The following is a 25,801-nucleotide window of genomic DNA, read 5'->3' as shown; positions in this document are numbered from 1 at the left end:
TAGTAATTATACCATGTTCCATTTTTGTAGATTAAAATGAAATATGACTATATTTGAATAAAATGTGAACAAAAATTAATCAACTGTGATGCAAATATGCTATTATAATTAATTGGTAAACCTTGCTTGCTCGTCATATTACGACAAGCCTCCATATGTACATTAACAAAAATTAGAATGATTATCAAGTAATCCTTACTGGAAGTGGTGCTAATGAAAAATCAACGAATCTTTCCTGGAATCATCCTTATCGGTTTTGGTGTTTATTTCTTTTTACAACAGGCAAACATCGCTCTTTTCCAACAGTTTTACACATGGCCAACATTGCTGGTAATCGTTGGAGTCTCCTTTCTCTCTCAAGGCTATGGGGCAAAGGATTACGAGGCTATCCTGCCCGGTGTTATCCTTACAGGCTTTGGTCTGCATTTCCATATCATTAACCATCTCCAATTATGGCCAAATCATATTGGAACGTTTATCCTCATTATTGCCCTTGGATTCTTACTACGTTACCAGAAGGTCCGATCGGGACTCTTCCAAGGGATATTATTTCTTGTACTTGCGTTATTACTTTTGTTTTACGATAAATTCACCGCATGGCTTGGTATTCTCGAAAACACCGTATCGATTGCTTGGAAGTCTTGGCCGGTAGTGTTGGTGATAATTGGCTTTTACTTACTCTTTATCCGAAAAAAATAACTATCATAAAAAACCGTCAGACATTTTGTTCTGACGGTTTTGCTCTACATATAGCTTTCAATGGTTGCCCACGCTTTATCTTTTCCTTCTCCTGTTTCAGAAGAAAATTGAATGATCGTATCATGTGGGTGTAATTCGAGCTTTTCTTTTGTGATTTTTAAATGCTGTGCTCTTTTTGTTTTAGAAATTTTATCAGCTTTTGTGGCAATTACAATGCATGGAATTTCGTAATGCTTTAAGAAATCATACATCATAATATCATCTGCCGTTGGAGGGTGACGTAAATCAACAATTAATAACACAGCTTTAAGCTGCTCTCTCATCGTTAAATACGTTTCAAGCATTTTCCCCCATGCTTCCCGTTCCTTTTTTGAAACCTTTGCATAGCCGTATCCTGGTACGTCTACAAAATGAAGGACTTCATTTACGATATAAAAGTTCAATGTTTGTGTTTTACCAGGCTTTGAAGAAATTCGTGCTAACCCTTTCCGGTTGAGCATTTTGTTAATAAATGATGATTTCCCTACATTAGAGCGACCAGCTAAGGCAAATTCAGGAATTGGTTCAACTGGGTACTGATCTGGCTTAACTGCACTAATGACGATTTCAGAGCTTGTTACTTTCATCTAGTAGCACCACCAGTCAAAGCATGCTCTAAAACTTGGTCAAGATGTGACACGAGAACAAACTGTAATTCTTCACGAACACTTTCAGGAATATCATCGATATCTCTTTCATTATCCTTTGGACAAATAATTTTAGTTAATCCCGCTCGATGAGCACTTAACGATTTCTCCTTTAAGCCCCCAATTGGTAGGACTCGACCACGTAATGTAATTTCACCTGTCATACCTACTTCTTTACGAATGGCACGCCCTGTGAGAGCGGAGACCAATGCCGTTGCCATTGTAATTCCTGCAGAAGGTCCATCCTTCGGAACCGCTCCTTCTGGGACATGGATATGGATATCATTTTTCTCATGAAAGTCTGGATCAATTCCAAGTTCCTCTGCTTTTGAACGAATATAACTAAATGCTGCTTGGGCAGACTCCTTCATCACATCGCCAAGCTTCCCTGTTAGTATGAGCTTCCCTTTTCCGGGAGACAATGATACTTCAATTTGAAGGGTATCTCCACCCACGGTTGTATAAGCAAGACCAGTTGCCACTCCTACTTGATCTTCAAGTTCTGCTTGACCATAGCGGAAGGTTGGCTTTCCTAAAAATTCATCTACATTTTTTTCAGAAACGATGACTTTTTTCTTTTCACCAGAAACGATAATCTTAGCTGTTTTTCTGCAAATGGTCGCTAACTGGCGTTCTAGACTTCTTACACCAGCTTCTCTAGTGTAGTAACGGACGATTTTTTGAATGCCATCTTCTCGAATTTGTAACTGAGTTTTCGTTAGACCATGCTCCTTTGTTTGTTTTGGTAGCAAGTGATCCTTTGCAATATGAATCTTCTCAAGCTCTGTATACCCAGCAATCGTAATAATTTCCATCCGATCTCTAAGCGGACCAGGAATGGTTGCTAAATTATTTGCAGTGGCAATAAACATTACTTTGGATAAGTCATATGTTTCCTCAATATAGTGATCACTAAAGTTGTGATTCTGTTCAGGATCAAGCACCTCAAGCATAGCTGCTGATGGATCACCACGGAAATCACTTGACATCTTATCGATTTCATCGAGTAGGAAGACAGGGTTAATCGTTCCTGCTTTTTTCATCCCTTGAATAATTCTACCAGGCATTGCCCCTACATACGTACGTCTGTGACCTCTAATTTCAGACTCATCTCTTACTCCACCAAGAGAAATTCTCACAAAATTTCTATTCAATGACGTCGCAATCGAACGGGCTAAGCTTGTTTTTCCAACACCCGGTGGACCAGCCAAACAAAGAATAGGCCCTTTCAATGAGTTAGTCATTTGTTGAACAGCTAAGTACTCAAGAACCCTTTCCTTCACTTTCTCGAGACCGTAGTGGTCATTATTTAATACTTTTTCCGCCTTATGAATATCTAGGTCATCTTCCGTTGCCTTCGACCAAGGAATTGCTAAAAGCCATTCGATATAGTTACGAATAACGGCACTTTCTGCAGAGCTCGAAGGAACCTTTTCATATCTTTCTAGCTCCTTCAGGGCTGTTGTTTTTACATGCTCTGGCATCCCAGCTTGTTCGATTTTTTCAGTAAGATCGCTTACTTCTCCTGTTTTACCTTCTTTATCACCTAGCTCTTTTTGAATGGCCTTCATCTGTTCGCGCAAGTAATATTCCTTTTGAGTGCGCTCCATTGATTTTTTTACTCTTTGGCCAATTTTTTTCTCTAAGTTTAATACTTCTTTTTCATTATGAATGATGTCTACGATCTTCTGTATTCTTTCCTTCACATCGATTGTTTCTAGAATCTCCTGCTTTTCCTTTAGTTTTAAAGGAAGATGTGAAGAAATGATGTCAGCCATTCTACCCGGTTCCTCTATATCCGTTACAGTCGAGAAGGTTTCTGCTGAGATTTTCTTAGACATCTTTATGTACTGCTCAAAATAATCAAGCATTGTTCGCATTAATGCTTGTGATTCCGCATCTTTTTCAACTGGATCCTCGTATGTTTTTATTTCAACAGAGTAGTGATCGTCTTCATCAAAAAAAGAAGTAATCTCTGCTCGCTTTAAGCCTTCAACAAGTACTCGTATCGTACCGTTTGGAAGCTTGAGCATTTGCTTGACTTTCGTAAGTGTTCCCATCTTATACAAGTCATCTTCAAGAGGTTCGTCAATCGAAACCTCCTTCTGTGTTGTTAAAAAGATTAAACTGTCATCTACCATTGCCTTCTCGAGAGCTTGAACTGATTTTTCTCTTCCGACATCCAAGTGTAAAACCATAGTCGGATAAACAAGTAAACCTCGAAGTGGCAGGAGGGGGACAATGATTTCTGTCTTTTTCGCCATTACCTTGCACCTCCAAATGCTTTCTTTCCCTCTTTTAATAAAGGAATTCTTTGTACAATTCTATCGTATTTAACCTGTAGTGTCTAATTACAAGCAACAATCATAATGATCATGAAAGCGTTGGCTTCCAACAAAAAACTCCGGCTCCTCAAAACTGCAAACCGAAGTTCTATTGTTCATTCCACTAAATACTCTCTTTTTTCGAAATTTGCATGGATGCTGTGATTACTTCTTCATTTGCGTATTCCTTTAATAGAGCATGTTCGAACACCTCAGACAAATGGCTGACTGGGATGATCTCAATATCTTTAATCTCGTAAAGCATTGATTGGATATTCTCTTTGGGAATAATTACTTTACTAGCTCCAGCCTTTTTCGCAGCTTTTACCTTTGGATATACTCCGCCAATTGGCTTTACATTTCCATGAATACTAATTTCACCCGTCATAGCAACCGTATGGTCAATTGGGTGCTTGTATATAGCTGAGTAAATACCTGTTGCCATCGCAATCCCTGCAGACGGTCCATCAATCGGAACTCCACCTGGAAAGTTGACGTGTATATCAAATTCATCAGCGGGGACTCCCATTGAACGAAGTACAGTTATAACATTCTCAATTGAACCTTTTGCCATACTTTTTCTTCTTATTGATTTTCCTTGCCCACCTATGCTTTCTTCCTCAACTATGCCTGTTATGTTTATGGAACCTTTTTCTTTTGTAGGAATAACCGTTACTTCGATTTCAAGCAATGCTCCAGAGTTTGGTCCGTACACTGCTAGTCCATTTACAAGTCCAATGGTGGAAGAGGACATAATTTTTTGTTCCATTCTTGGTGTTAACTGACTGGATTGAATCACCCACTCAATGTCTTCATCCTTTATAAAATCTCTATCCTCAGTAATTGCAAGACCAGCAGATATTTGGATCATATTTACTGCCTCTCGACCATTTCTAGCATAAGATGCTAGAGTTGCAATTCCTTTTTCACCAATTTTCAACTTAACCTTTTCTGCAGCCTTTTCTGCAATGGAAGAGATTTCTTCCCTACTTAGCTCCCTGAAGAATACCTCCATACATCTAGAGCGAATCGCAGGAGGAATCTCACTTGGTGTTCTCGTTGTAGCACCAATTAAACGAAAATCTGCTGGTAATCCATTCTTAAATATATCATGAATATGCGTTGGTATTTGCGTATTCTCTTCACTATAATATGCACTCTCTAAAAATACTTTGCGATCCTCTAGTACTTTTAAAAGCTTATTCATTTGAATCGAATGAAGTTCTCCAATTTCATCAATGAATAATACACCACCATGCGCATTTGTTACTGCTCCTTGCTTTGGTTGCGGAATTCCAGCTTGTCCCATTGCTCCTGCACCCTGATAAATAGGGTCATGGACAGATCCGATAAGAGGATCAGCAATCCCTCTCTCATCAAACCTAGCTGTCGTTGCATCTAACTCAATAAACACAGAAGAAGATTGGAATGGAGATTTGGCATTTTTCTTTGCTTCCTCTAAAACGAGTCTAGCTGCCGCCGTTTTTCCTACTCCAGGTGGTCCATAAATGATCACATGTTGAGGATTTGGACCACATAGTGCAGCTTTTAACGATTTGATTCCGTCTTCTTGACCAACAATATCATCAAAAGTACTCGGTCTCACACGCTCTGAAAGTGGCTCGGTTAATGAAATGGATCTCATTTTTCTTAATTGGTCCATTTCTTTTTTTGATTCCCTATCAATGGACACCTTTTGTGTCCGTTGACTTCTTAATAAGTTCCAAAAATAGAGTCCGATAACGATGCCAAAAAACAACTGAATAAATAAGGCAATACCCGTCCAACTCATTGCATTCCCTCCTGCACTTTTCGTAGTAGTTATAAGCTAGTATCTCCTTCTGCAGAGGGGAATAAACAAAGATTGACGTATTTTACTTTTGAGAGCAAAAAAAGAACCGTAGTCATTAGCTACGGTTCTAATATATTTTATGCAGATGTTTTACGTTCTTCTTCAAGAATACTACCATCTTTAAGGATTAATCTTGGTACACCATTATCAACTACGGTTTCTTTCGTAATGACACACTTGGTAATATCTTCTCTTGAAGGAAGATCAAACATTACGTCAAGCATAATTCCTTCAATGATAGAACGAAGTCCACGAGCACCCGTTTTACGTTCAATAGCTTTTTTCGCGATTTCCTTAAGAGCATCCTCTTCGAAATCTAGCTCTACATCGTCTAGTTCAAGCATCTTTTGATATTGTTTCACAAGAGCATTTTTTGGCTTTGTTAAAATCTCAATTAATGCATCTTCATCTAATGGCGCTAGACTTGCGATAACTGGAAGACGACCAATAAATTCAGGAATTAATCCGAAGCGTAAAAGATCCTCTGGTAATACCTTAGAAAGAAGATCTTTATCTTCTACTTCTTTCTTCTTCACATCTGATCCAAACCCGATTACCTTTTGACCCAAACGTCTTTTAATAATTGGTTCGATACCATCAAATGCTCCACCACAAATAAATAAAATGTTAGTAGTATCAATTTGTATGAACTCTTGATGCGGATGCTTTCTGCCGCCTTGAGGTGGCACACTTGCCACTGTTCCTTCAAGGATTTTTAGTAGAGCTTGCTGAACTCCTTCACCAGAAACATCTCTAGTAATTGATGGATTTTCAGATTTACGAGCAATTTTATCGATTTCATCAATATAGATAATTCCTTTTTCAGCCTTTTCAACATCATAGTCAGCTGCTTGAATAAGTTTTAGCAGGATATTTTCAACATCTTCACCTACGTAGCCAGCTTCAGTAAGTGATGTTGCATCAGCAATAGCAAAAGGAACATTTAATATTCTTGCTAATGTCTGGGCAAGAAGCGTTTTCCCACTACCAGTAGGTCCGATCATAGCTATATTACTTTTCGAAAGCTCAACTTCATCTATTTTGCTGTTAGAATTGATACGCTTGTAATGATTGTAAACAGCGACCGATAAGTTTTTCTTTGCTTGATCCTGACCGATTACATACTCATCTAAAATATCGCGGATTTCCTTTGGCTTCGGAACATCCTTAAATTCTACTTCCTCTTCTGTTCCAAGTTCTTCTTCCACAATTTCAGTACATAACTCGATACACTCGTCACATATATACACACCTGGACCTGCAACTAGTTTTCGAACTTGGTCTTGTGTTTTACCACAGAAGGAACACTTTAATTGTCCTTTTTCATCATTAAATTTAAACAATTTCTTCACCCCTTGAAAAGCGTCTAAAACACATAAAATTGCTGCAGATATAATTGTTTTTATCTTTACTTACAGTATTCTTTATTCAATTGTTATCAATAGTTATGTATTGCATTGTATCACATTTACTAGGTGGACAGGAAATGATAACTCTTGAAAAAGAAAACATTTTCATATCTGCAAAAGTAAATAAATATGTACTAGTTAATCTTAACCATAAATTCTAAAGTTAAATCGGAAGTTTTTACTAAATCTTTAAAAACTTCATTTTCTGTATTTATTATGTATATGTCATGCTAATAAATTTTATAAGTATGTAAATTGTATAAAACAAGGCACGATTCAATCGCGCCTTGTTCATTTTTTATGATATGATTTAAACCGTTTTGCTGTTTTCTACTAAGAATTCAACAGCTTTTCTAACTTTAAGGTCACCCTTAATTCCATCTACATTTCCTAAAGCAGCTTTAATGTTATCAACAGTCATATTATACATTTCAGCCATTTTATTTAATTCTGCATCTACATCTTCTTCAGAAACTTCAAGATTTTCTGCTGCCGCGATTTTCTCAAGAGTTAGGCTTACACGTACACGCTTTTCGCCTTCTTCTTTCATTTGCTCACGAAGAGCATTTTCATCTTGGCCTGAGAACTGGAAGTATAATTCAAGGTTCATACCTTGCATTTGTAAACGTTGTTCGAACTCTTGCATCATGCGATCAACTTCTGTATCGATCATTACAGCAGGAATGTCAATTTCAGCATTTGCAGCTGCTTTATCAACAACTGTATCACGTACGTGGTGCTCTGCTTCATGCTTTTTAGAATCTACTAAACGATTCTTAATCTTTTCTTTTAACGCATCAAGTGTTTCAACTTCTTCATCCACATCTTTTGCGAACTCATCATCAAGCTCAGGAAGTTCTTTTCCTTTTACTTCATGGATTGTCACTTTAAATACTGCAGGCTTTCCAGCAAGCTCAGTAGCATGGTATTCTTCTGGGAAAGAAACTTCTACATCTTTTTCTTCTCCAGCAGCTAGACCTACCAATTGCTCTTCGAAACCAGGAATAAATTGGCCTGAACCTAACTCAAGTGAGTAGTTCTCAGCTTTTCCGCCTTCAAAAGCTTCACCATCAACGAAACCTTCAAAGTCCATTACTACTGTATCTCCATTTTCAGCTTTGCCTTCTTCTTTTACTACAAGCTCAGCTTGACGCTCTTGAAGAGTTTTCAACTCGTTAGCAACATCCTCGTCAGTAACTTCAGTTTCAACTTTTTCTACTTCAAGTCCTTTGTACTCACCAAGTTTTACTTCAGGCTTAACTGTAACAGTTGCCTTAAAGATAAAGCTTTTGCCTTTTTCGATTTGTTCTACATCGATTTCAGGACGATCAACTGGATCAATACCAGATTCTTCAACTGCGTTTGAATATGCTTCTGGAAGAAGAATATCAATTGCATCTTGATATAATGACTCCACACCAAAACGCTTTTCAAACATTGCACGAGGCATTTTCCCTTTACGGAAACCAGGTACATTTACTTTTGTTACTACTTTTTTGAATGCAGCGTCTAATCCTTCATTAACCTTTGCTGCATCTACTTCAACTGTAAGAACCCCTTGGTTCCCTTCTAGTTTTTCAAACTTCACAGACATACGAACTTTCCCTCCAAAATCTATTTACATTTTCATTCGTTACTAATTTAGATGAATATGTAAGCTTGTTTTTAATATACAGTTATTACAACCACTACATTATAACATAGGTTGCATTCGTTTCAACATCCTAGACTAAATAATAGGATAAGAAAATTCTTCAATTTCTTGTATATATCGTAATAAAGTTTCAATATCCTGTTCAGATGATTGATAAACATCACACATTTCCTCAATCGAATAGTCCTGTGCAAAAAACATTAAAACTAGCATATGATAAGCAGCAGCAAGTGCTCTCATATCACTCGTAGGGTATTGAAATGGGTACAATATAAAAAGATGACGGTCTATTAAACTAATGGCTTGTTCTAGTAACGTGGGATTCTCTTGTTCAAGTTGTTCCGCTAAAATCTTTGAGACCTCTATTTTTTGTTGATGCTCCCTCAAATCGTAAAGATCCTTAGGGATTACCTCCATTGAGGAGCTTAGCTTAGTTACCGTTACTTGCTCATGGTATTGATGTTCTTTAAGAACATGTAAGAGCATTGTTTTAATAAACGGTTGGCCTTCACTAGACAGTAGGTAGTTACGTATTTCCTCTAAAACCGGTTGAATATTTTGATGAGCAAGATTTGCGACTTGTAACAATAGTTCCTTCTCATCCTTAGGGTCGAATAAGTTTAACGATTGGGAAACTACTTGCCTTTGTTCCTTTTCATATTCAGGTTCTATCGACAGTTCTTCCTCTACTGCATCAACCATTCTTCTACTAAAATCCAGCAGTCTTCTAAAATGTTCGTATTTCTCAACTGGAACTTCATGTTCCTCCAATAGCACCTCTAAAGTATGTACGACACGATTGTATTCTTGTAGCTGAACAAGAACCATTATAAGCATATCAACCGTTTGAAAATACTCTCCAATTCCTATCCTAAGCATTTCTTCTGTATATTCTCTTGCTTTCTCATACGCACCGGACTCATAATAAGCCAGAACTAAAGCAAACCAAATATCACTGTTTTCCGGATCATGTTCTTTTGCTTCTTCAAAATAAGGTAATGCATCTCTAAATTGCTTTTTTTGAATAAAGTCTAACCCTTTTTCGAAAAGCCTCTTTTCTAAATTGGGGAAAAACACTACGTTTCCGTCCTTACGAGCCCGTTCCCTTTTTTTCATCTACCATTCCCCTTATTCTTAACCTGAGGTAAGTTTAGCAGAATCTTTTATAAAAACAAAATAATAAATGGCCACAGCTAGTGCTGTGGCCATTTATTTACTTTGTTAACAATGCTCGGTTCTTTTCGTAGGTATCAATTTGCTCGTCAAGTTGAAGGGTAATTTCAATCTCATCCCAGCCATTGATTAGCATCTTTTTCCAATAAGAAGAAACCTCGAAAGACTCTGAAAGACCTTCAGCATCACTTATTGTTTGGTTTTCTAAATCAATTTTTAATTTATAGTTCGGGTTTTTCCCTTTTTCTAATAACACCTTCACTTTTTCTTCCTCTAATGCAATAGGAAGCATCCCGTTTTTCAGGCAGTTTTGGTGGAAGATATCTGCAAATGATGGTGCAATAACTACTTTAAAGCCATAATCTAGTAGGGCCCATGGAGCATGCTCTCTTGATGACCCACATCCAAAGTTCTCATTCGCAATTAGAATGGAAGCATTTTTCTTTGACGGGTGATTTAATTCAAACTCAGGATTATCGGAGCCATCACTGTTATATCTCCAGTCGAAAAATAAATATTTTCCAAATCCTGTTTTCTCAATTCTTTTTAAAAATTGCTTTGGGATAATTTGATCTGTATCTACATGTGCACGATCTAGTGCTACGGCTTCGCCTTCAAAAATAGTAAACATTATTTTTCCTCCCCCCTTATCGTACTTCTGCAGGAGTTAATTTTCTGATATCAACAAAATGCCCGTGTAACGCAGCTGCTGCAGCCATTGCTGGACTAACTAGGTGAGTTCGAGCTCCTGCTCCTTGTCTACCTTCAAAATTACGGTTAGAAGTAGAAGCACAGTGTTCTCCAGGAGGAACAACATCATCGTTCATACTCAAGCACATACTACAACCTGATTCTCTCCACTCAAACCCAGCCTCAATAAAGATTTGATGTAAACCTTCCTCCTCAGCTCGTTGCTTGACTCCTTGAGATCCAGGAACCACTAGTGCGCGTACACTTGGATGTACTTTCTGTCCTTTTACTACGTCCGCTGCTTTACGGATATCTTCAATTCTCGAATTTGTACAAGACCCAATAAAGACATGCTGAATTTTAATGTCTTCGATTTTTTGCCCTTGATTTAGGCCCATATACTGTAATGCTCTTTCAAGTGAGCTCTTCTCAATGTCTGTCTCGTAATCTGCAACTGTTGGAATAGAGTCTTCTATCTTAGCTGTCATTGCTGGATTGGTCCCCCAGCTAACCATTGGTGAAATATCGGAACCATCTATTACAATTTCTCGATCATACTTTGCATCCTTATCAGATGTAAAAGCACTCCAATGCTCTACGTATCTATCAAACTCTTCTTTTGAAGGAGCAAATTTTCTACCTTTTAAATACGAGAATGTCGTTTCATCTGGAGCTACCAACCCCGCTCTAGCTCCACCCTCAATGGACATATTACAAACGGTCATTCTTTCTTCCATTGATAGGCTTTCAATTACTTCTCCACAATACTCAATAACGTATCCTGTTCCAAACTGAACTCCATATTTTGAAAGGACATAAAGAATAACATCTTTCGCTGTAACTCCACTTGAAAGTTTCCCGTTAATCTCAAGCCTTAAAGTTTTCGGCTTGGATTGCCAAAGAGTTTGTGTGGCAAGGACATGCTCCACCTCGCTTGTACCAATTCCGAATGCTAATGCACCAAACGCTCCATGTGTGGAGGTATGACTATCTCCACACACAATTGTCATCCCTGGCTGAGTCAACCCTAGTTCTGGACCGATAACATGGACAATCCCTTGGTCCGGGCTATCTAAATCAGCTAATGGAACACCAAACTCATGACAATTTTTTTCAAGTGTCGTCATTTGATTCTTTGCCACCGCATCGTTGATTTGCTTTCTATTTACAGTTGGCACATTGTGATCCATCGTAGCAAACGTTCGATCCGGACGACGAACCTTTCTATTCTTCATTCTTAGTCCTGAAAATGCTTGTGGAGAAGTAACTTCATGAACTAAATGTAAATCAATGTATAGTAAATCTGGTTTCCCTTCTTCTTTTTGTACAACATGGTAATCCCAAATCTTTTCAATTATTGATTTTCCCATCATTTTACCTCCTTTTTAAAAGAGACACGGCGCGAAAGGCCGTGTCGTTTAGATATTAGTTGTTAGCCAGAATTTATGCGTAGGCACCCATAATACTTGAGATCGTTTCATGTCCTAAAATACATGCCTTAACTTCAGCCACCATTTCTGACGTAGACACTGCTCTTTTTCCTTCTGAAAAAATATCCTTTGTACGCAATCCAGCATTTAATACTTCATCCACCGCATTTTCAATAGCCGCAGCTTCTTCTTCTAAGCCAAACGATACTCGAAGCATCATTGCTGCTGATAAAATAGCCGCTAAAGGATTCGCAATATTTTTCCCTTCAATATCAGGCGCAGATCCATGAATTGGTTCATATAAGTAAGGACCATTTTCAGATAAACTAGCTGATGGAAGCATTCCTAAAGATCCCGTTAATACAGAAGCTTCATCGCTTAAAATGTCCCCAAATAAATTCTCAGTAACAACAACATCAAAACTCTTTGGATTCTTAATTAATTGCATCGCTGCATTATCAACAAGCATGTGATCAAGCTTCACCTCTGGATAGCGTTTTGACACTTCCTCTGCTACTTCTCTCCACATTCTGCTTGATTCTAGTACATTTGCTTTATCAACAGATGTAACCTTTTTCCCTCGTTTATCCGCAAGTTGGAAAGCTAATTCAATTACCCTAACCATTTCTTCACGTTTATAAAAAAGAGTATCTACTACTGCTTCTTTTTCATCAACTGTACGACGCTCACTCGGCTTACCGAAGTATAATCCACCCGTTAATTCACGCACCATTAACATATCCACATCTTGAATGATTTCTTTACGAAGGGGTGATGAATCAGCTAGACTCGCGTAAAAAGTAGTCGGGCGCAAGTTCGCATAAAGGTCAAGTTCTTTACGAATTTTAAGTAATCCTCTCTCTGGACGGAGATGTACAGGCAAAGCATCGTACTTTGGACCTCCGACCGCACCTAAAAGTACAGCATCACTTTGCTTACATAGCTCAACTGTCTCATCTGGAAGTGGACTCCCTGTTACTTCATAAGCTACTCCACCAATATGTCCATACGTAAATTCAAATTGATGACCAAATCTATCACCAATAGCCTGCAGTACATCCACCGCACCTTTAGTTACTTCTTTGCCAATTCCGTCTCCGGGTAGCACTGCAATCTGCTTCTTCATCTTGTTTCCCCTCCATTGAAATGTACATTTATTAAACGGTCACTGCAGTCATGTATATCACACGATTCACCGCATTTAAGTATGCATTGGCAGATGCTTCAAGAACATCTTGAGCCAATCCACGACCGCTTGTTTCTTCTCCATTAAATTTAAGCTTTACATACACTTGGGCCAATGCATCTCTCCCCGCTCCAACAGACTGGATTCGGTAGTCTAGTAAATAGACACTGCCATTCACACATTTTTCCAACGTATTATATAACGCTTCAATGCTGCCACTTCCCGTGCAAGCCTCTTGAATGACCTCATTTTGATTTCCTGACAGCGTAACGGTAGCTGTTGGTATTTGATTTGTACCATATTGCACTTGGATCGCTAATAGCTCGTAAAAACGCTCATCTTTAGATAACTTTTGCTCAAGTACAATCGCTGCAAGATCTTCATCTGTCATCTCTTTTTTTCTATCAGCTAGTTCTTTAAAGACAGTAAATAATTGAGTGACATCCTCATCTGCAACTGATAACCCTAGTTCATCTAATCGGTTTCTAAAAGCATGTCTCCCTGAGTGTTTTCCAAGAACTAATGTGTTAGATTGGAAGCCAACAAGTTCTGGAGAAATAATCTCATACGTTGACTTTTCCTTTAGAACGCCATCCTGATGAATTCCAGATTCATGCGCAAAAGCATTTCTACCAACAACTGCTTTATTTGCTGGTACAACCATACCGGTAAGCTTACTAATTAAACTACTAGTACGACTAATTTCTTTCAATTGTAGTCTTGTATCCGCATCATAAAAATCTTTGCGTATATGAAGAGCTACCGCTAATTCTTCAAGTGCTGCATTCCCAGCTCTTTCACCAATTCCATTGATGGTTCCTTCGACCTGTGTCGCACCGTTTTCAACTGCAGCCAAGGAATTAGCAATAGCCATTCCTAGATCATCATGACAATGTGCCGACAACGAAACTTTATGGATAGAAGGAACATTGTTGTGTAAATATTGAAAAATTTCTCCATACTCTTTCGGAGTAATGTAACCAACCGTGTCAGGAATGTTAATGACATTCGCCCCTGCTTGAATCACTTCTTCAATGATTCGAGCTAAGAAAGGTAACTCAGTACGACAAGCATCCTCCGCTGACCACTGAATAATAGGAAACTTCTGTGCAGCGTATTTTACCATTTGTACAGCTCTCTCAACAACTTCATCTTGACTTAACTTCAGTTTGTATTGTCTGTGAATAGGAGATGTTGCAATGAAGACGTGTAATCTTGGTTCTACACCGTTCTTCAATGCCTCCCATGCTGCATCAATATCTGAAGTAACTGCTCTAGCTAACCCCGTCACTGAACAGTCTTTAATCGTATTTGCAATTTGTTGCACTGAAGTAAAATCACCTTTAGAAGCAGCTGGAAAACCTGCTTCGATAATATCGACTTGAAGTTTTTCCAGCTGTCTTGCAATTTCGAGCTTTTCTGTTTGGTTTAAATTTACTCCCGCAGATTGCTCCCCATCCCTTAATGTTGTATCAAATATTTTAATTCGTCGCACTAACGACCACTTCTTTCTTTTTGTCCTTATTGACAAAAGGCATCATAGCACGTAACTCGCGACCAACTTGTTCGATTAAATGGCTATTTTCTTTCTGAACGATTGCGTTGAATTCTGGACGATTCGCTTGGTTTTCTAGGATCCAACCTTTAGCAAATCTACCTTCTTGAATGTCTTTTAGAACTTCCTTCATTGATTCTTTTACGCGAGCGTCAACTACTCTTGGTCCACTTACGAAGTCACCCCATTGAGCTGTATCAGAGATAGAATAACGCATGTTCTCCATTCCACCTTCATACATTAAATCAACGATTAGCTTCAATTCGTGTAAGCACTCAAAGTATGCTAGTTCAGGTTGGTAACCTGCTTCAACTAATGTTTCAAAACCAGCCTTAACTAATGAAGTTAAGCCTCCACAAAGAACCGCTTGTTCTCCGAATAGATCTGTTTCAGTTTCTTCTTTGAATGTTGTTTCCAAAGCTCCAGCTCTTAGTGATCCAATCGCCCATGCATATGCTAAAGCAAGCTCTGTCGCTTTCCCTGTTACATCTTGATAGATAGCAAATAATGCAGGAACTCCAGCTTCTTGCTCGTATGTTCTTCTTACAAGGTGTCCTGGGCCTTTAGGAGCTACTAATAGTACATCGTTTGTAGCTGGTGGTACGATTTGGCTAAAGTGAACATTGAAACCGTGAGCAAACATTAATGCTTGGTTTGTTAAATTTGGTTCGATTTCTTCTTTATATACTTTTGGTTGCATTTCATCTGGTAATAGAATCATAACTACATCTGCTTGTGCTGTTGCTTCTCCTACTGGATATACATTGAAACCATCTTTTTCAGCCTTTTCCCATGACTTACCTTGTCTTAATCCAATAACAACATCCACACCGCTCTCTCTCATATTTTGTGCATGAGCATGACCTTGTGAACCGTATCCGATAACTGCTACCTTTTTCCCGTTTAGATATGATTGATTTGCGTCTCCGTTATAGTACATTTTTGCCATTTTTATTTCTTCCTCTCATTAGTAAGTTTTTTTTTAGTTAGACAATTGAATATGGTTTTATCGCTTGAGAAGGTTTTTGTGTCCCTCTTAGGAAAGCGGTTGTCCCTGTTCTTGCTAATTCTTTAATTCCATAAGGCTTAATTAATTCAATAAACGCTTCGACTTTATCTGATTCACCAGTCAACTGAATAACCAAGCTATCCTTGCTTACGTCAATGACTGATGCTCGAAACGGCTGTATTAAGGAGTAAATCTCATTTCTCGTCGAAGAGTTAGATACTACTTTAATTAATGCTAGCTCTCTTGCGACAATAGATTGCTCTGTGATATCCATGACCTTGATTACGTCGATTTGCTTATTTAACTGTTTCGTTATTTGTTCAAGCACACCATCATTATCAACATGAACAACACAAGTGATGCGAGATATTCCTTCCTGCTCAGAATACCCTACCGAAATGCTTTCGATATTATAATTTCTTTTTGAAAAGAGATTTGTAATACGATTTAACACACCTGGTCGATTCATTACAGTTAAAGTTATAATTCTTTTCACGGTTTCACACCTACCATTTCATGATGTCCTTTACCAGGAGCGATCATTGGATAGACATTTTCGTCTGGATCAATGCGAATGTCTAGTAATACTGGCTCATTGTTTGTTAGTACTTCATTAAAAATTGTTTCAGCTTGTGCCACATCTTCAATGACATACCCTTTGATTCCATAGGCATCAGCCAACTTTACGAAATCAGGTTGGCCAGAGAATTTGCTGTGTGAGTAACGAGATTCATAGAAAATCTCTTGCCACTGTCTTACCATTCCCAACGAAGAATTATTAAGAATGATAATTTTAACAGGTAGATTTTGTTCTCTTATAACAGCCAATTCTTGCGTACACATTTGGAATCCACCATCACCTGAGATTGATAACACAATCGAATCTGGTGATGCCAATTGCGCACCGATGCTTGCAGGTAATCCAAAGCCCATTGTTCCAAGTCCACCTGAAGTTACCCAACGGTTCGCCTTTGAAAACTTATAGTATTGAGCAGCCCACATTTGGTGTTGACCAACGTCTGTTACGACAATCGCTTCACCTTTTGTTTTTTCATAAAGCATTTCCATCACTTTTTGTGGCTTTAAGCGACCATCTTCCTTATAAAAGTATGGGTACTCTTTTTTCCAAGTATTTAGCGTGTCCAACCATTCTTGGTGAACCGGAGGCTTCCCTTCTTGAGCAATTAGTTGCTTTAACGCTTCTTTTGCATCCGCTACAACCGGGATATGTGTCTGAACATTTTTTCCGATTTCAGCAGGATCAATATCGATATGTGCAACTGTTGCGTTTGGAGCAAAATGTTGCAGGTTTCCTGTTAGGCGGTCATCAAATCTAGCTCCAATATTGATGAGTAAATCACATTCATATAGTGCCATATTCGCGGTATAACACCCATGCATACCTGCGAGTCCAGCGAATAAAGGATGTTCAGCCGGAAAGCCTCCTAGTCCTAACAGTGTGTGTACGACTGGAAGATTTTGTTGCTCAGCGTATTGCTTCAACTCTTCGTAACCTTCTGCAAAGAGAATTCCTGCACCCGCTAAAATAACGGGCTTCTTCGCTCTACTGACCGCTTCGGTTAGCTTTCTAATCTGAAGATAATTTGGTTGAACAGTAGGTTGATAACCTGGTAGAACAATTTCTTGCTCCTCAGGAACATTTGCTATACCAGCTGCGATATCTTTAGGAATATCGATTAATACTGGCCCTGGACGTCCGCTTGTAGCAACGTAGAATGCTTCTTTCACAATTCTAGGAATATCTTCAATACTACGGACCTGATAATTATATTTTGTTATGGGAGTCGTAATTCCCAATATATCCGCCTCTTGGAAAGCATCTGTACCAATCACTCCTGTTGCTACTTGACCAGTAAAGACAACTAATGGTAAGGAGTCCATCATCGCATCAGCTAATCCAGTAATAATGTTCGTAGCTCCTGGTCCTGATGTCGCGATTACAACACCCGGTTTTCCTGTTACACGAGAATAACCTTCTGCTGCATGAATTCCACCTTGTTCATGGCGAGGGAGTATGTGTAGAATCTTAGAATCATAGAGCTTATCGTAAATTGGGAGAACTGCCCCTCCAGGATATCCAAATATTACCTCTACTTGCTCCTTCTTTAGTGCTTCAAGCATTAATTCTGCACCACTAATCGGTTCGTTTTCAGCCTTCAATTTTGTAAAGGCAGTTTCTTGCAACATTTGTTGACCCTCCCTATTTCAAATCTTGTTAGATAATCTAACAAATTAACATTATAAAAAGCCTCCCCATCCCCTACTTTGCCTACTACACCCTAGGCTAAAGGGATGGAAAGGCTTGAGAAACCTATCCACGGTACCACCCTTGTTCACGCAAATGCGTGCGCTCATGATCACAATTGGATCGTTTTGATAACGAGTGTCTGACACTCGACTGCCTTTACTATAGATTTTCAAGACAGTGCTCAAAGGTGAGTTCATTTCAAGTCATTTCCACCGGCTTCCAGCTACCCCGGCTCTCTGTAGGAATGTTTCTTGAAACTACTTTTCCTTATCAACGCTTTTCCCTATTTACTTAGCTTACATGTGGTGTTGCTTCCTTAGAGTACACTTTCACACCTTCAGATACGACGCGTTCTCTAAATTTCACTAATAACTCCTTCGTAAGTGCACCTGGAGTACCCTCGCCAATGACTCTGCCATCTACCTTAATTACTGCAATGACTTCTGCAGCTGTTCCTGTTAGGAACACTTCATCAGCAGTGTAAACATCATGTCTTGTAAATGGTTCTTCTTTTAGTTCATAGCCTAACTCTTTTACAATATCAATAACGGCGTTTCTTGTAATCCCTTCAAGTGCCCCAATATATCCTGGTGGTGTGTAAAAACAACCATCCCGGATAATAAACACATTATCAGCAGATCCTTCAGCAACATACCCTTGGTCATTAAGCATTAATGCTTCACTAACACCAGCAAGATGTGCTTCAATTCTAACTAACACGTTATTTAAATAATTTAGTGATTTTACTTTTGGACTAAGTACATCAGGTCTGTTTCTTCTTGTTGCAACAGTCACAATTTCTAATCCTGTTTCATATAATTCTTTCGGGAAGATCGAAAGTGGTTCCACTATAACAACCACATTCGCTTTAGCACATTTATTTGGATCGAGTCCGAGGTCACCAACCCCTCTAGAAACTACGACGCGAATATAAGCATCTTCAATTTTATTTTTCTCAACAGTAGCAACGATAATATCTGTGAATTCATCCTGTGAGTATGGTACATTCAACATAATTGACTTTGCTGAACGGTAAAGTCGGTCCATATGTTCCTTCATTCGGAAAACGTTACCGCTGTAGACTCGAATTCCTTCAAAAATACCGTCTCCGTATAAAAATCCATGATCGTATACTGAAATCTTGGCGTTCTCTTTAGTTACATATTCGCCATTTAAAAAAATCCATTGTTCAGACACGAAATACACCTCTTTGCATTTAAGTTAAACCACTTTAAATGAATAAAATAATTACAAAAATTTTTTTCGAAAAACAACTCTTTTTACCCTTTGTTTTTCTTTTGAATATTACAAATGATTTGTATATTTGAGGACTATCTTACGCCCATTTTATTTACTCGTCAACCCCATTTTTTCGAATTGTTTGATAATTTAGATTAGTCAATTTAGTTGTATCCGCTTACAATGCTGATATAATAACAATTTCTAATTTTAAAAAATTTTTAAAAAATACTTCATATTTCTTTTTCCATCTCTAGTAAAAAATGAAAGAAGCCTACTGAATGATTCAGTAGGCTCTTTATTTATCTTCTATTACTTTTAGGATCAAACGCGTCTCTTAAACCATCTCCTATAAAGTTAATACATAAAACAGTCGTTAAGATTGCTAGCCCTGGCGGTATCCATGCTTCCGGACTGTTTCGTAAAATACGTAAACTTTGGGCCTCAGAAATCATATTTCCCCAAGTTGGCGTAGGCTGAGGAATTCCAAATCCAATAAAGCTAAGACCCGATTCAATAATAATATACGTGGCCATCATTAATGTCGCATTAACCACGATTGGACCAATTGCATTCGGAATAAAATGCTTAAATATTATTCTAAAATCACTTGCCCCAATCGCTTTAGCCCCCAAAACAAATTCCTGTTCTCGAAGCGATAAATATGTACCTCTAATAATTCTAGTTAAGTTTGGCCATGAAGTGATGGCAATAATTGCTACAAATATTCCAACGTTCACTCTTTCCAATATGGCTACAATCGTTAAACAAAGAACGAGGAAAGGTAATACTAGCATCATATCAGCTGCACGCATAATAATTGCATCAATCTTACCACCATAATACCCAGCAATAGAACCAAGTGTTACTCCAATAATGAGTGTAAATATCATTGCACTAAAACCAACAATAAGTGAAATTCTCCCTCCATACAGGAGTCTCGATAGATTATCACGTCCTGAACTATCGTTTCCTAGTGGATGCTCCTCACTTGGGGGCCGTTCAATTAATAAGAGATTTGACTTGGTAGGACTGTGCTCTGTTAACAATGGAGCAAAGGTGACAGCTAAAATGATCGCTAATAACACAAAGACTCCCATAACAGCAAGCTTATTTTTCAAGAATCGTTTTAATGCGATTTGAAAAGGACTATTTCCTTTATCTGGTTTAACAGGGACCTCTATTTTTGTATCCATCGCTTCCTGCTGTTTTAGTTCCATTTTACTCACCTCAATCGTAGCGGATTCGTGGGTCAACAATACTGTAGAAAATATCAGCTAATAAATTCCCGAGGAGAATGAAAAATCCTAACATTAGATTAATGGCCATGATGACAGGATAATCTCGATTTCCAATAGAACTTAAGAACAATGTTCCAATTCCAGGATATTGAAATACTCCTTCAGTGATAACTGCACCGCTAAGTAGGATCCCAACTTCAAAACCTAGTAAAGTAATAATCGGAATCATTGCATTACGCAAAGTATGTTTGTACAATACATTTCGATTAGTCATCCCTTTAGCACGAGCAGTACGAATATAGTCGCTGGCTAACACATCTAGCACTTCCGAACGCATAAATCTCATGTAAGAGGCTGTCCCTGCTAACCCTAGTGTTAATCCTGGTAAGATTAAATGTTGTAGCTTATCAAGAAATAGTTCTATGCCTGTTAATCCTGGACTTGAAACAGAACCTTGTGAAGGTAACCAGCCAAGTTTAATAGAAAATACGTAAATGGCAACTAATCCAAAAAAGAAATTGGGTACAGCTAAGCCAAAAAATCCAAATGTTGTAGCACCATAATCAAGGATAGAGTAAGGCTTTTTGGCTGAGTATATCCCGATCGGAATGGATACAATAATCGTAATAAGAAGCGTGAAAATACCTAAATAAAATGTATTTCCAATTCTTTCTCCAATCAAATCAGAAACGTCCCGGCCTTTAAAAATATATGATTCCCCGAAGTCCCCTTGCATAACTTTTGTTACCCAATTCCAATATTGGACGTGAATGGGGTCATTAAGTCCAAGGGCCTCCTTTTGCCTTTCGAAAACTTCTGGATCAATATTGGGATCGAAATTTTTCCCGGTAATCGGGTCACCTGGAGCAGCTTGTATTAGACCAAACACGAAGATAGTTAGTACAAAGAGCATAGGGATAAAAATTAGTAATCTTCGAATTATATACTTATACACTGGTATCCCCCTCCATTCTTACAGAATAAGAAAAGAGCGCGGCATGATTACCGATCACTCTTTTCTCTATTCAACAATTGTTATTCCGTTACGGACCAGAGATGAGTATCGTTTAAGAACGTGTATGGAAGTACATCGATTCCTTGAAGTCGTTTGTTATGAGCCCATAAGCTATTTGCAGCATATAGGATCACGCTAGGAAGATCTTCACCGAACTCAACTTGCCACTCACTATACTTTTGTTTACGATAATCTTGTTCAAATGCATCTGGAGGAGTGAATGCATCCTTTAGCAATTGATCTGCTTCAGGATTATTCCAGCGAGAATAGTTGTAACCTGCCATAGATGACCATAATCCACTTGGATCTGGATCTGTACTATCCAAGCTCCAACCAATTAAGTATAAATCCCAGTCTTGGCTGTTCTTTTCTAAATCTTCAAAGTAGGCTGCCGCTTCCTTCGGCTGGCGAAGGTCGATGCTAATCCCCACCTCTTCTAGGAACTCTTCAATAATCGGAGCTGAACGCTCACGAATTTGGTTACCTAGTGGATAGTTCAGGTTAAGTACCCATTCCTTGCCGTTTGGATCCTCGCGGAAACCATCTCCGTTTACATCCTTATAACCAGCTTCATCTAATAGGGCTTTTGCCTTTTCAGGGTCAAACTCATATTGATTTGGTGTTGTATCGTCATAAGCCCAGAATTGTGTAGCAATTGGTGAATTTTGAACAATTCCGCGTCCATACAATAAGCCATCTACTAAACCTTGACGGTTAATTGCATAGGCAATCGCTTGACGAACTTTTTGGTCTTTAAGCTTTTCGTTCACTGTCCAGTTGGCTGGATTAATTGTGCCAGCTTCTGATTCTTCCTTAGAACGATGATTATGCATCAACCCCATTGTCTGGTATCCAAAGTCAGGTTGCTCAATAATTTCAACATTTTCAAGCGCATCAACCGTTTCATAGTCTGCAGCTTGGAATCCGTTTGGATCGGCAACAAAATCAATTTCACCGTTTTCAAGTAAACCTAAGATAACAGCTTGGTCAACTACCTTCCAGATGACGCTATCAAGCTTAGGCTCTCCCTGCCAATAATCGGCAAATTTCTTAAGTACATATTGCTCTCCTTGTACCATTTCACTAAATTGGAATGGCCCAGTACCAATCACTTCACCAGGATTACGTGAAGCACCCGCTTCCGGTATTTCCGCAACAGGAATATCTTTGAAAATATGTTCTGGAATAATCATAAAGCTAGCATCTGATAGTGCCAACACGTTTGGTTGAGCAAATTTAAACGTAACTGTATGATCATCAACAGCAACAACCCCTTGGAAATCCGTTGTTTTTCCTGTTGAAAATTCCTCATAACCTACCAATCTTTCAACATATTGCGTACGAACTCCGCCCGCTTCTATATAACCTGGGCTCGCAATCGTTTTATAAGTAAATACAACGTCACTAGCAGTAAACGGTTCCCCATCATGCCATTTTGCATTTTCATCTAACTTAAATGTTACTTCTGTTTGATCATCATTGAATGTCCACTCTTTCGCTAAGTTCGGAATAAAATCAAGGTTCTTATCCTGGGTAAGTAACCCTTCGTGAGTAAATGATAAAATATTAGATTCATAGGCCTCTGTGTAAAAAATAGGATTAAATAACCCTGTAGGAGCCGTATCCATTGCCCCAACTACTGTACCTCCACTTACCGGGTCCTTTTCATTCGATCCTTCATTTTCTGATGAAGCAGGTTCGTTGTTTCCTGAGCATGCTGCAAGTACACCAAAAACTAGTGCAAGCATTAGCATGACCAACCAACTTTTCTTTGCCTTCATTCCATTCACCCCTCTTATAATTATTAACATTTCTGTCTAAATCAACCAGTTGAATTGCGCACACCACCTCCTTAAGTGCATAACAAAATGCACTTATTTGCTTGTATAAAGGTGGCAGGCTACTAGATGACCATTCCCCACCTCAGTTAACTCTGGGCGCACCTCAGAGCATTTCTCATGTACCATCGGACAACGAGTTCGAAACGTACAGCCTGATGGAGGATTTGAAGGGCTTGGTAAGTCACCTTTTAAAATGATTTTTTCTTTTTTGTGTAGTATGTCTGTGGATGGAACTGCTGATAGAAGTGCTTGTGTGTATGGATGTAATGGAGTTTCGTAGAGGTTCTTCTTCGGCGCTATTTCTGCAATGCGACCTAAGTACATAACAGCCACTCTGTCGCTAATGTGTTTTACAACGCTTAAGTCATGGGCAATAAATAAATAAGTTAAGTTAAATTCGTCCTGTAAGTCGGCCATCAAGTTTAGTACCTGGGCTTGTATCGAAACGTCCAATGCAGAGACTGGCTCGTCACAAATAACAAATTTCGGGTTCAAGGTTAGTGCTCTTGCAATGCTAATACGCTGTCTTTGTCCACCAGAAAACTCATGTGGATACTTTAATCGATCCTCTGACCGAAGACCAACCTTTTCTAAGAGACTAATTGTCTTCTCTTTTCGTTCTGCCTTTGTTAAATTTGTTTGAACAATTAATGGTTCTTCAATTAATTCGGACACGCTCATTTTTGGATTTAATGAGGCGAAGGGATCTTGAAATACAATTTGCATATCTCTCCGAATTGGTCGTAGCTTCCGGTATTTCATTTTGGTTATATCTTGATCCTCAAAAACGATTTGTCCATCAGTGGGATCCATCAAACGAAGCAAAACTCTACCTAATGTTGATTTACCAGAGCCTGATTCACCAACGATGCCTAGTGTTTCTCCCCTTAATACACTAAGACTAACGTCATCAACCGCTTTGACATGTCCAATTGTATGTTTTAGGATTCCGCCCTTGATGGGAAAGTACTTCTTAATATTTTTTGCCTGAAGTATGTAATCTTGATCTGTATGTATCCTCGTTTCTGTTTCGATGACTGACAATTTCACACTCCCCCTTATTCATACAGGTAACATCGGACACGGTGACTTTCCTCTGCATCCGTTTCATATATTGTAGGGTTTTTATCCCGGCATTTGCTCATCACCTTTGGACATCGATCTGAGAACCTGCAGCCAATAGGAAAGCGATGCGCTGGAGGAACAGTGCCTTTAATCGCTCCAAGTCGATCAACTTCCTTCTCTATACTTGGCAAGCTATCAAGTAGACCCATTGTATACGGATGTTTCGGTGACAGAAACAGTTTTTCAATGTTTGTTTCTTCAACGATTTGGCCTCCATACATCACCATAATTCGGTCCGCATATTCAGCTACTACACCTAAATCGTGCGTAATTAATAATACAGCCATGTTAAATTTCTTTTTCATTTCATCCATCAAATCTAAAATTTGAGCTTGAATGGTAACATCGAGAGCAGTTGTCGGCTCATCCGCGATTAATAGCTTTGGATCACAAGATATAGCAATCGCAATCATAGCACGCTGACGCATTCCACCGGATAGTTGGTGTGGATACTCCTTCATCGTTTCCTCTGCACGCGGAAAACCAACGACTTTTAGAAGCTCAATCGCTCGTAACCTCGCTTCATTTTTTGTCATTTTTTTATGACGAATAAGAGTTTCTATAATTTGATTTCCAATAGTAAAAACAGGATTTAAGGCGGTCATCGGTTCCTGAAAGATCATACCGATTTCCTTTCCACGAACATTTGTCATTTGCTTATCGTTAAGCCCGACCAGATCCTTACCACCGAAAAAAATTCGGCCATCTTCAATTTTTCCTGGCTTATTAATTAACTTCATAATGGAGAGGGAAGTAATACTCTTTCCACTCCCTGATTCCCCAACGAGAGCAACGGTTTCCCCAGGCCTGATATAAAAATCTACTCCATCTACGGCCTTTGCGACTGCTTTATTTTCTAAGTAAAAATAAGTTTTTAAGCCACTGACCTCCAACAATTTTACATCTGACATCAACACACCTCCCGATTACCTTAGAAAAAATAGACTGAGTATCCGTCCTTCTTGAAAGAAAGTATACTATTATGTATAAATTTTTTCAATATATAGAATGTTAAAATTAGTTACAATTGTTAGAAATATTGTGATATTTTCTGACAAAAGATTCACTTCAGTACATCAATGCTTTACATAAAAAAAGACATTTCCTTACAAAGGAACTGTCTAATAAACAAAATTTATTGGCAACTAATATTATATAAAAATAGAAAAAAACGCTATAGAAATGACATTGTCACTTTCTATAGCGTAATATGTATTTATTGGTGTGTAAATGGCGTCCCAGGAGAGATTCGAACTCCCGACCGTACGCTTAGAAGGCGTATGCTCTATCCGGCTGAGCTACTGGGACATGTTTTCTTAAGGACATTTTTTATTATATTAGGCTTATTATAAAAAGTCAACACTTTAAATGAAAATTATTATTTCACTATTCAAAGGAGATTTC

Annotated in this window: 20 protein-coding genes, 1 tRNA gene and 1 other annotated feature; of the genes, 1 reads left to right on the top strand and 20 read right to left on the bottom strand. The window is 38.5% G+C overall.

Going from position 1 to position 25,801, the window contains the following annotated elements; translation table 11 throughout:
• Nucleotides 1-213: 213 nt before the first annotated feature.
• Nucleotides 214-699 (top strand): LiaI-LiaF-like domain-containing protein, encoded by a 486-nt coding sequence (locus ACVBAX_RS00665; RefSeq protein WP_447115511.1) that lies wholly within the window; start codon nt 214-216, stop codon nt 697-699.
• A gap of 44 nt (nt 700-743) precedes the next feature.
• On the opposite strand, the gene yihA is transcribed toward ACVBAX_RS00665, so the two are convergent.
• The 20 genes from yihA to ACVBAX_RS00565 form a co-directional block, all read right to left on the bottom strand.
• Nucleotides 744-1,325 carry a ribosome biogenesis GTP-binding protein YihA/YsxC gene (yihA, locus tag ACVBAX_RS00660; RefSeq protein WP_119709293.1) on the bottom strand — a complete coding sequence of 194 codons (582 nt, stop codon included), beginning with the start codon at nt 1,323-1,325 and terminating at the stop codon, nt 744-746.
• Nucleotides 1,322-3,649, bottom strand: coding sequence for an endopeptidase La (gene lon / locus ACVBAX_RS00655; protein ID WP_447115510.1), 2,328 nt, complete (start codon nt 3,647-3,649; stop codon nt 1,322-1,324). The genes yihA and lon overlap by 4 nt, the downstream gene beginning before the upstream one ends.
• Before the next feature lie 184 nt (nt 3,650-3,833).
• Nucleotides 3,834-5,501, bottom strand: coding sequence for an ATP-dependent protease LonB (lonB, locus tag ACVBAX_RS00650; RefSeq protein WP_447115509.1), 1,668 nt, complete (start codon nt 5,499-5,501; stop codon nt 3,834-3,836).
• Nucleotides 5,502-5,638: 137 nt separating this feature from the next.
• The gene (gene clpX / locus ACVBAX_RS00645; protein ID WP_447115508.1) at nt 5,639-6,904 is read right to left on the bottom strand and encodes an ATP-dependent protease ATP-binding subunit ClpX; all 1,266 of its coding nucleotides are present in this window, start codon (nt 6,902-6,904) and stop codon (nt 5,639-5,641) included.
• Between the two features lie 376 nt (nt 6,905-7,280).
• Nucleotides 7,281-8,564 (bottom strand): trigger factor, encoded by a 1,284-nt coding sequence (gene tig, locus ACVBAX_RS00640; RefSeq protein ID WP_430774714.1) that lies wholly within the window; start codon nt 8,562-8,564, stop codon nt 7,281-7,283.
• 135 nt (nt 8,565-8,699) lie between these two features.
• Nucleotides 8,700-9,740: a tetratricopeptide repeat protein gene (locus tag ACVBAX_RS00635; RefSeq protein WP_447115507.1), complete on the bottom strand. Its 1,041-nt coding sequence runs from the start codon at nt 9,738-9,740 to the stop codon at nt 8,700-8,702.
• Between the two features lie 97 nt (nt 9,741-9,837).
• Nucleotides 9,838-10,428 carry a 3-isopropylmalate dehydratase small subunit gene (leuD, locus tag ACVBAX_RS00630; protein WP_430774712.1) on the bottom strand — a complete coding sequence of 197 codons (591 nt, stop codon included), beginning with the start codon at nt 10,426-10,428 and terminating at the stop codon, nt 9,838-9,840.
• A gap of 16 nt (nt 10,429-10,444) precedes the next feature.
• Entirely contained in the window at nt 10,445-11,857 is a 1,413-nt protein-coding gene (leuC, locus tag ACVBAX_RS00625) for a 3-isopropylmalate dehydratase large subunit (RefSeq protein WP_447115506.1), read from the bottom strand.
• A 73-nt stretch (nt 11,858-11,930) separates the two neighbouring features.
• Complete coding sequence (gene leuB, locus ACVBAX_RS00620; protein WP_430774710.1) at nt 11,931-13,043, bottom strand: 3-isopropylmalate dehydrogenase; 1,113 nt, start codon at nt 13,041-13,043, stop codon at nt 11,931-11,933.
• 31 nt (nt 13,044-13,074) lie between these two features.
• Nucleotides 13,075-14,598: a 2-isopropylmalate synthase gene (locus ACVBAX_RS00615; protein WP_447115505.1), complete on the bottom strand. Its 1,524-nt coding sequence runs from the start codon at nt 14,596-14,598 to the stop codon at nt 13,075-13,077.
• Nucleotides 14,585-15,607, bottom strand: coding sequence for a ketol-acid reductoisomerase (gene ilvC, locus ACVBAX_RS00610; RefSeq protein ID WP_430774708.1), 1,023 nt, complete (start codon nt 15,605-15,607; stop codon nt 14,585-14,587). The genes ACVBAX_RS00615 and ilvC overlap by 14 nt, the downstream gene beginning before the upstream one ends.
• A gap of 37 nt (nt 15,608-15,644) precedes the next feature.
• Complete coding sequence (gene ilvN, locus ACVBAX_RS00605) at nt 15,645-16,163, bottom strand: acetolactate synthase small subunit (RefSeq protein WP_119709303.1); 519 nt, start codon at nt 16,161-16,163, stop codon at nt 15,645-15,647.
• Nucleotides 16,160-17,875: an acetolactate synthase large subunit gene (gene ilvB / locus ACVBAX_RS00600; RefSeq protein ID WP_430774707.1), complete on the bottom strand. Its 1,716-nt coding sequence runs from the start codon at nt 17,873-17,875 to the stop codon at nt 16,160-16,162. The genes ilvN and ilvB overlap by 4 nt, the downstream gene beginning before the upstream one ends.
• A 98-nt stretch (nt 17,876-17,973) precedes the next feature.
• Nucleotides 17,974-18,219 (bottom strand) — a binding site (T-box leader).
• A gap of 8 nt (nt 18,220-18,227) precedes the next feature.
• A complete protein-coding gene (ilvE, locus tag ACVBAX_RS00595; protein WP_447115504.1) occupies nt 18,228-19,133 on the bottom strand; it encodes a branched-chain-amino-acid transaminase in 906 nt (301 codons plus the stop codon).
• 344 nt (nt 19,134-19,477) lie between these two features.
• A complete protein-coding gene (gene opp4C, locus ACVBAX_RS00590) occupies nt 19,478-20,395 on the bottom strand; it encodes an oligopeptide ABC transporter permease (protein WP_447115503.1) in 918 nt (305 codons plus the stop codon).
• 10 nt (nt 20,396-20,405) lie between these two features.
• Entirely contained in the window at nt 20,406-21,371 is a 966-nt protein-coding gene (locus ACVBAX_RS00585; protein ID WP_447115502.1) for an ABC transporter permease, read from the bottom strand.
• 80 nt (nt 21,372-21,451) lie between these two features.
• Nucleotides 21,452-23,212 carry a peptide-binding protein gene (locus tag ACVBAX_RS00580; RefSeq protein WP_447115501.1) on the bottom strand — a complete coding sequence of 587 codons (1,761 nt, stop codon included), beginning with the start codon at nt 23,210-23,212 and terminating at the stop codon, nt 21,452-21,454.
• A gap of 93 nt (nt 23,213-23,305) precedes the next feature.
• Entirely contained in the window at nt 23,306-24,316 is a 1,011-nt protein-coding gene (locus ACVBAX_RS00575; protein WP_430774702.1) for an ABC transporter ATP-binding protein, read from the bottom strand.
• A 14-nt stretch (nt 24,317-24,330) separates the two neighbouring features.
• Nucleotides 24,331-25,308 carry an ABC transporter ATP-binding protein gene (locus ACVBAX_RS00570; protein ID WP_430774701.1) on the bottom strand — a complete coding sequence of 326 codons (978 nt, stop codon included), beginning with the start codon at nt 25,306-25,308 and terminating at the stop codon, nt 24,331-24,333.
• 320 nt (nt 25,309-25,628) lie between these two features.
• Nucleotides 25,629-25,705 (bottom strand) — tRNA-Arg (locus tag ACVBAX_RS00565).
• Nucleotides 25,706-25,801 lie beyond the last annotated feature (96 nt).

It is taken from the genome of Robertmurraya sp. GLU-23 (genome assembly GCF_052983275.1).
This window is presented reverse-complemented; position numbering and strand designations above follow the sequence as displayed.

What these genes read in the sequence shown, in the direction of transcription:
- ACVBAX_RS00665 (WP_447115511.1), top strand. Translation starts at nt 214, where the DNA reads ATGAAAAATCAACGAATCTTTCCTGGAATCATCCTTATCGGTTTTGGT.
- yihA (WP_119709293.1), bottom strand. Translation starts at nt 1,325, where the DNA reads ATGAAAGTAACAAGCTCTGAAATCGTCATTAGTGCAGTTAAGCCAGAT.
- lon (WP_447115510.1), bottom strand. Translation starts at nt 3,649, where the DNA reads ATGGCGAAAAAGACAGAAATCATTGTCCCCCTCCTGCCACTTCGAGGT.
- lonB (WP_447115509.1), bottom strand. Translation starts at nt 5,501, where the DNA reads ATGAGTTGGACGGGTATTGCCTTATTTATTCAGTTGTTTTTTGGCATC.
- tig (WP_430774714.1), bottom strand. Translation starts at nt 8,564, where the DNA reads ATGTCTGTGAAGTTTGAAAAACTAGAAGGGAACCAAGGGGTTCTTACA.
- ACVBAX_RS00635 (WP_447115507.1), bottom strand. Translation starts at nt 9,740, where the DNA reads ATGAAAAAAAGGGAACGGGCTCGTAAGGACGGAAACGTAGTGTTTTTC.
- leuD (WP_430774712.1), bottom strand. Translation starts at nt 10,428, where the DNA reads ATGTTTACTATTTTTGAAGGCGAAGCCGTAGCACTAGATCGTGCACAT.
- leuC (WP_447115506.1), bottom strand. Translation starts at nt 11,857, where the DNA reads ATGGGAAAATCAATAATTGAAAAGATTTGGGATTACCATGTTGTACAA.
- leuB (WP_430774710.1), bottom strand. Translation starts at nt 13,043, where the DNA reads ATGAAGAAGCAGATTGCAGTGCTACCCGGAGACGGAATTGGCAAAGAA.
- ilvC (WP_430774708.1), bottom strand. Translation starts at nt 15,607, where the DNA reads ATGGCAAAAATGTACTATAACGGAGACGCAAATCAATCATATCTAAAC.
- ilvB (WP_430774707.1), bottom strand. Translation starts at nt 17,875, where the DNA reads ATGTTGCAAGAAACTGCCTTTACAAAATTGAAGGCTGAAAACGAACCG.
- opp4C (WP_447115503.1), bottom strand. Translation starts at nt 20,395, where the DNA reads ATGGAACTAAAACAGCAGGAAGCGATGGATACAAAAATAGAGGTCCCT.
- ACVBAX_RS00580 (WP_447115501.1), bottom strand. Translation starts at nt 23,212, where the DNA reads ATGAAGGCAAAGAAAAGTTGGTTGGTCATGCTAATGCTTGCACTAGTT.
- ACVBAX_RS00570 (WP_430774701.1), bottom strand. Translation starts at nt 25,308, where the DNA reads ATGTCAGATGTAAAATTGTTGGAGGTCAGTGGCTTAAAAACTTATTTT.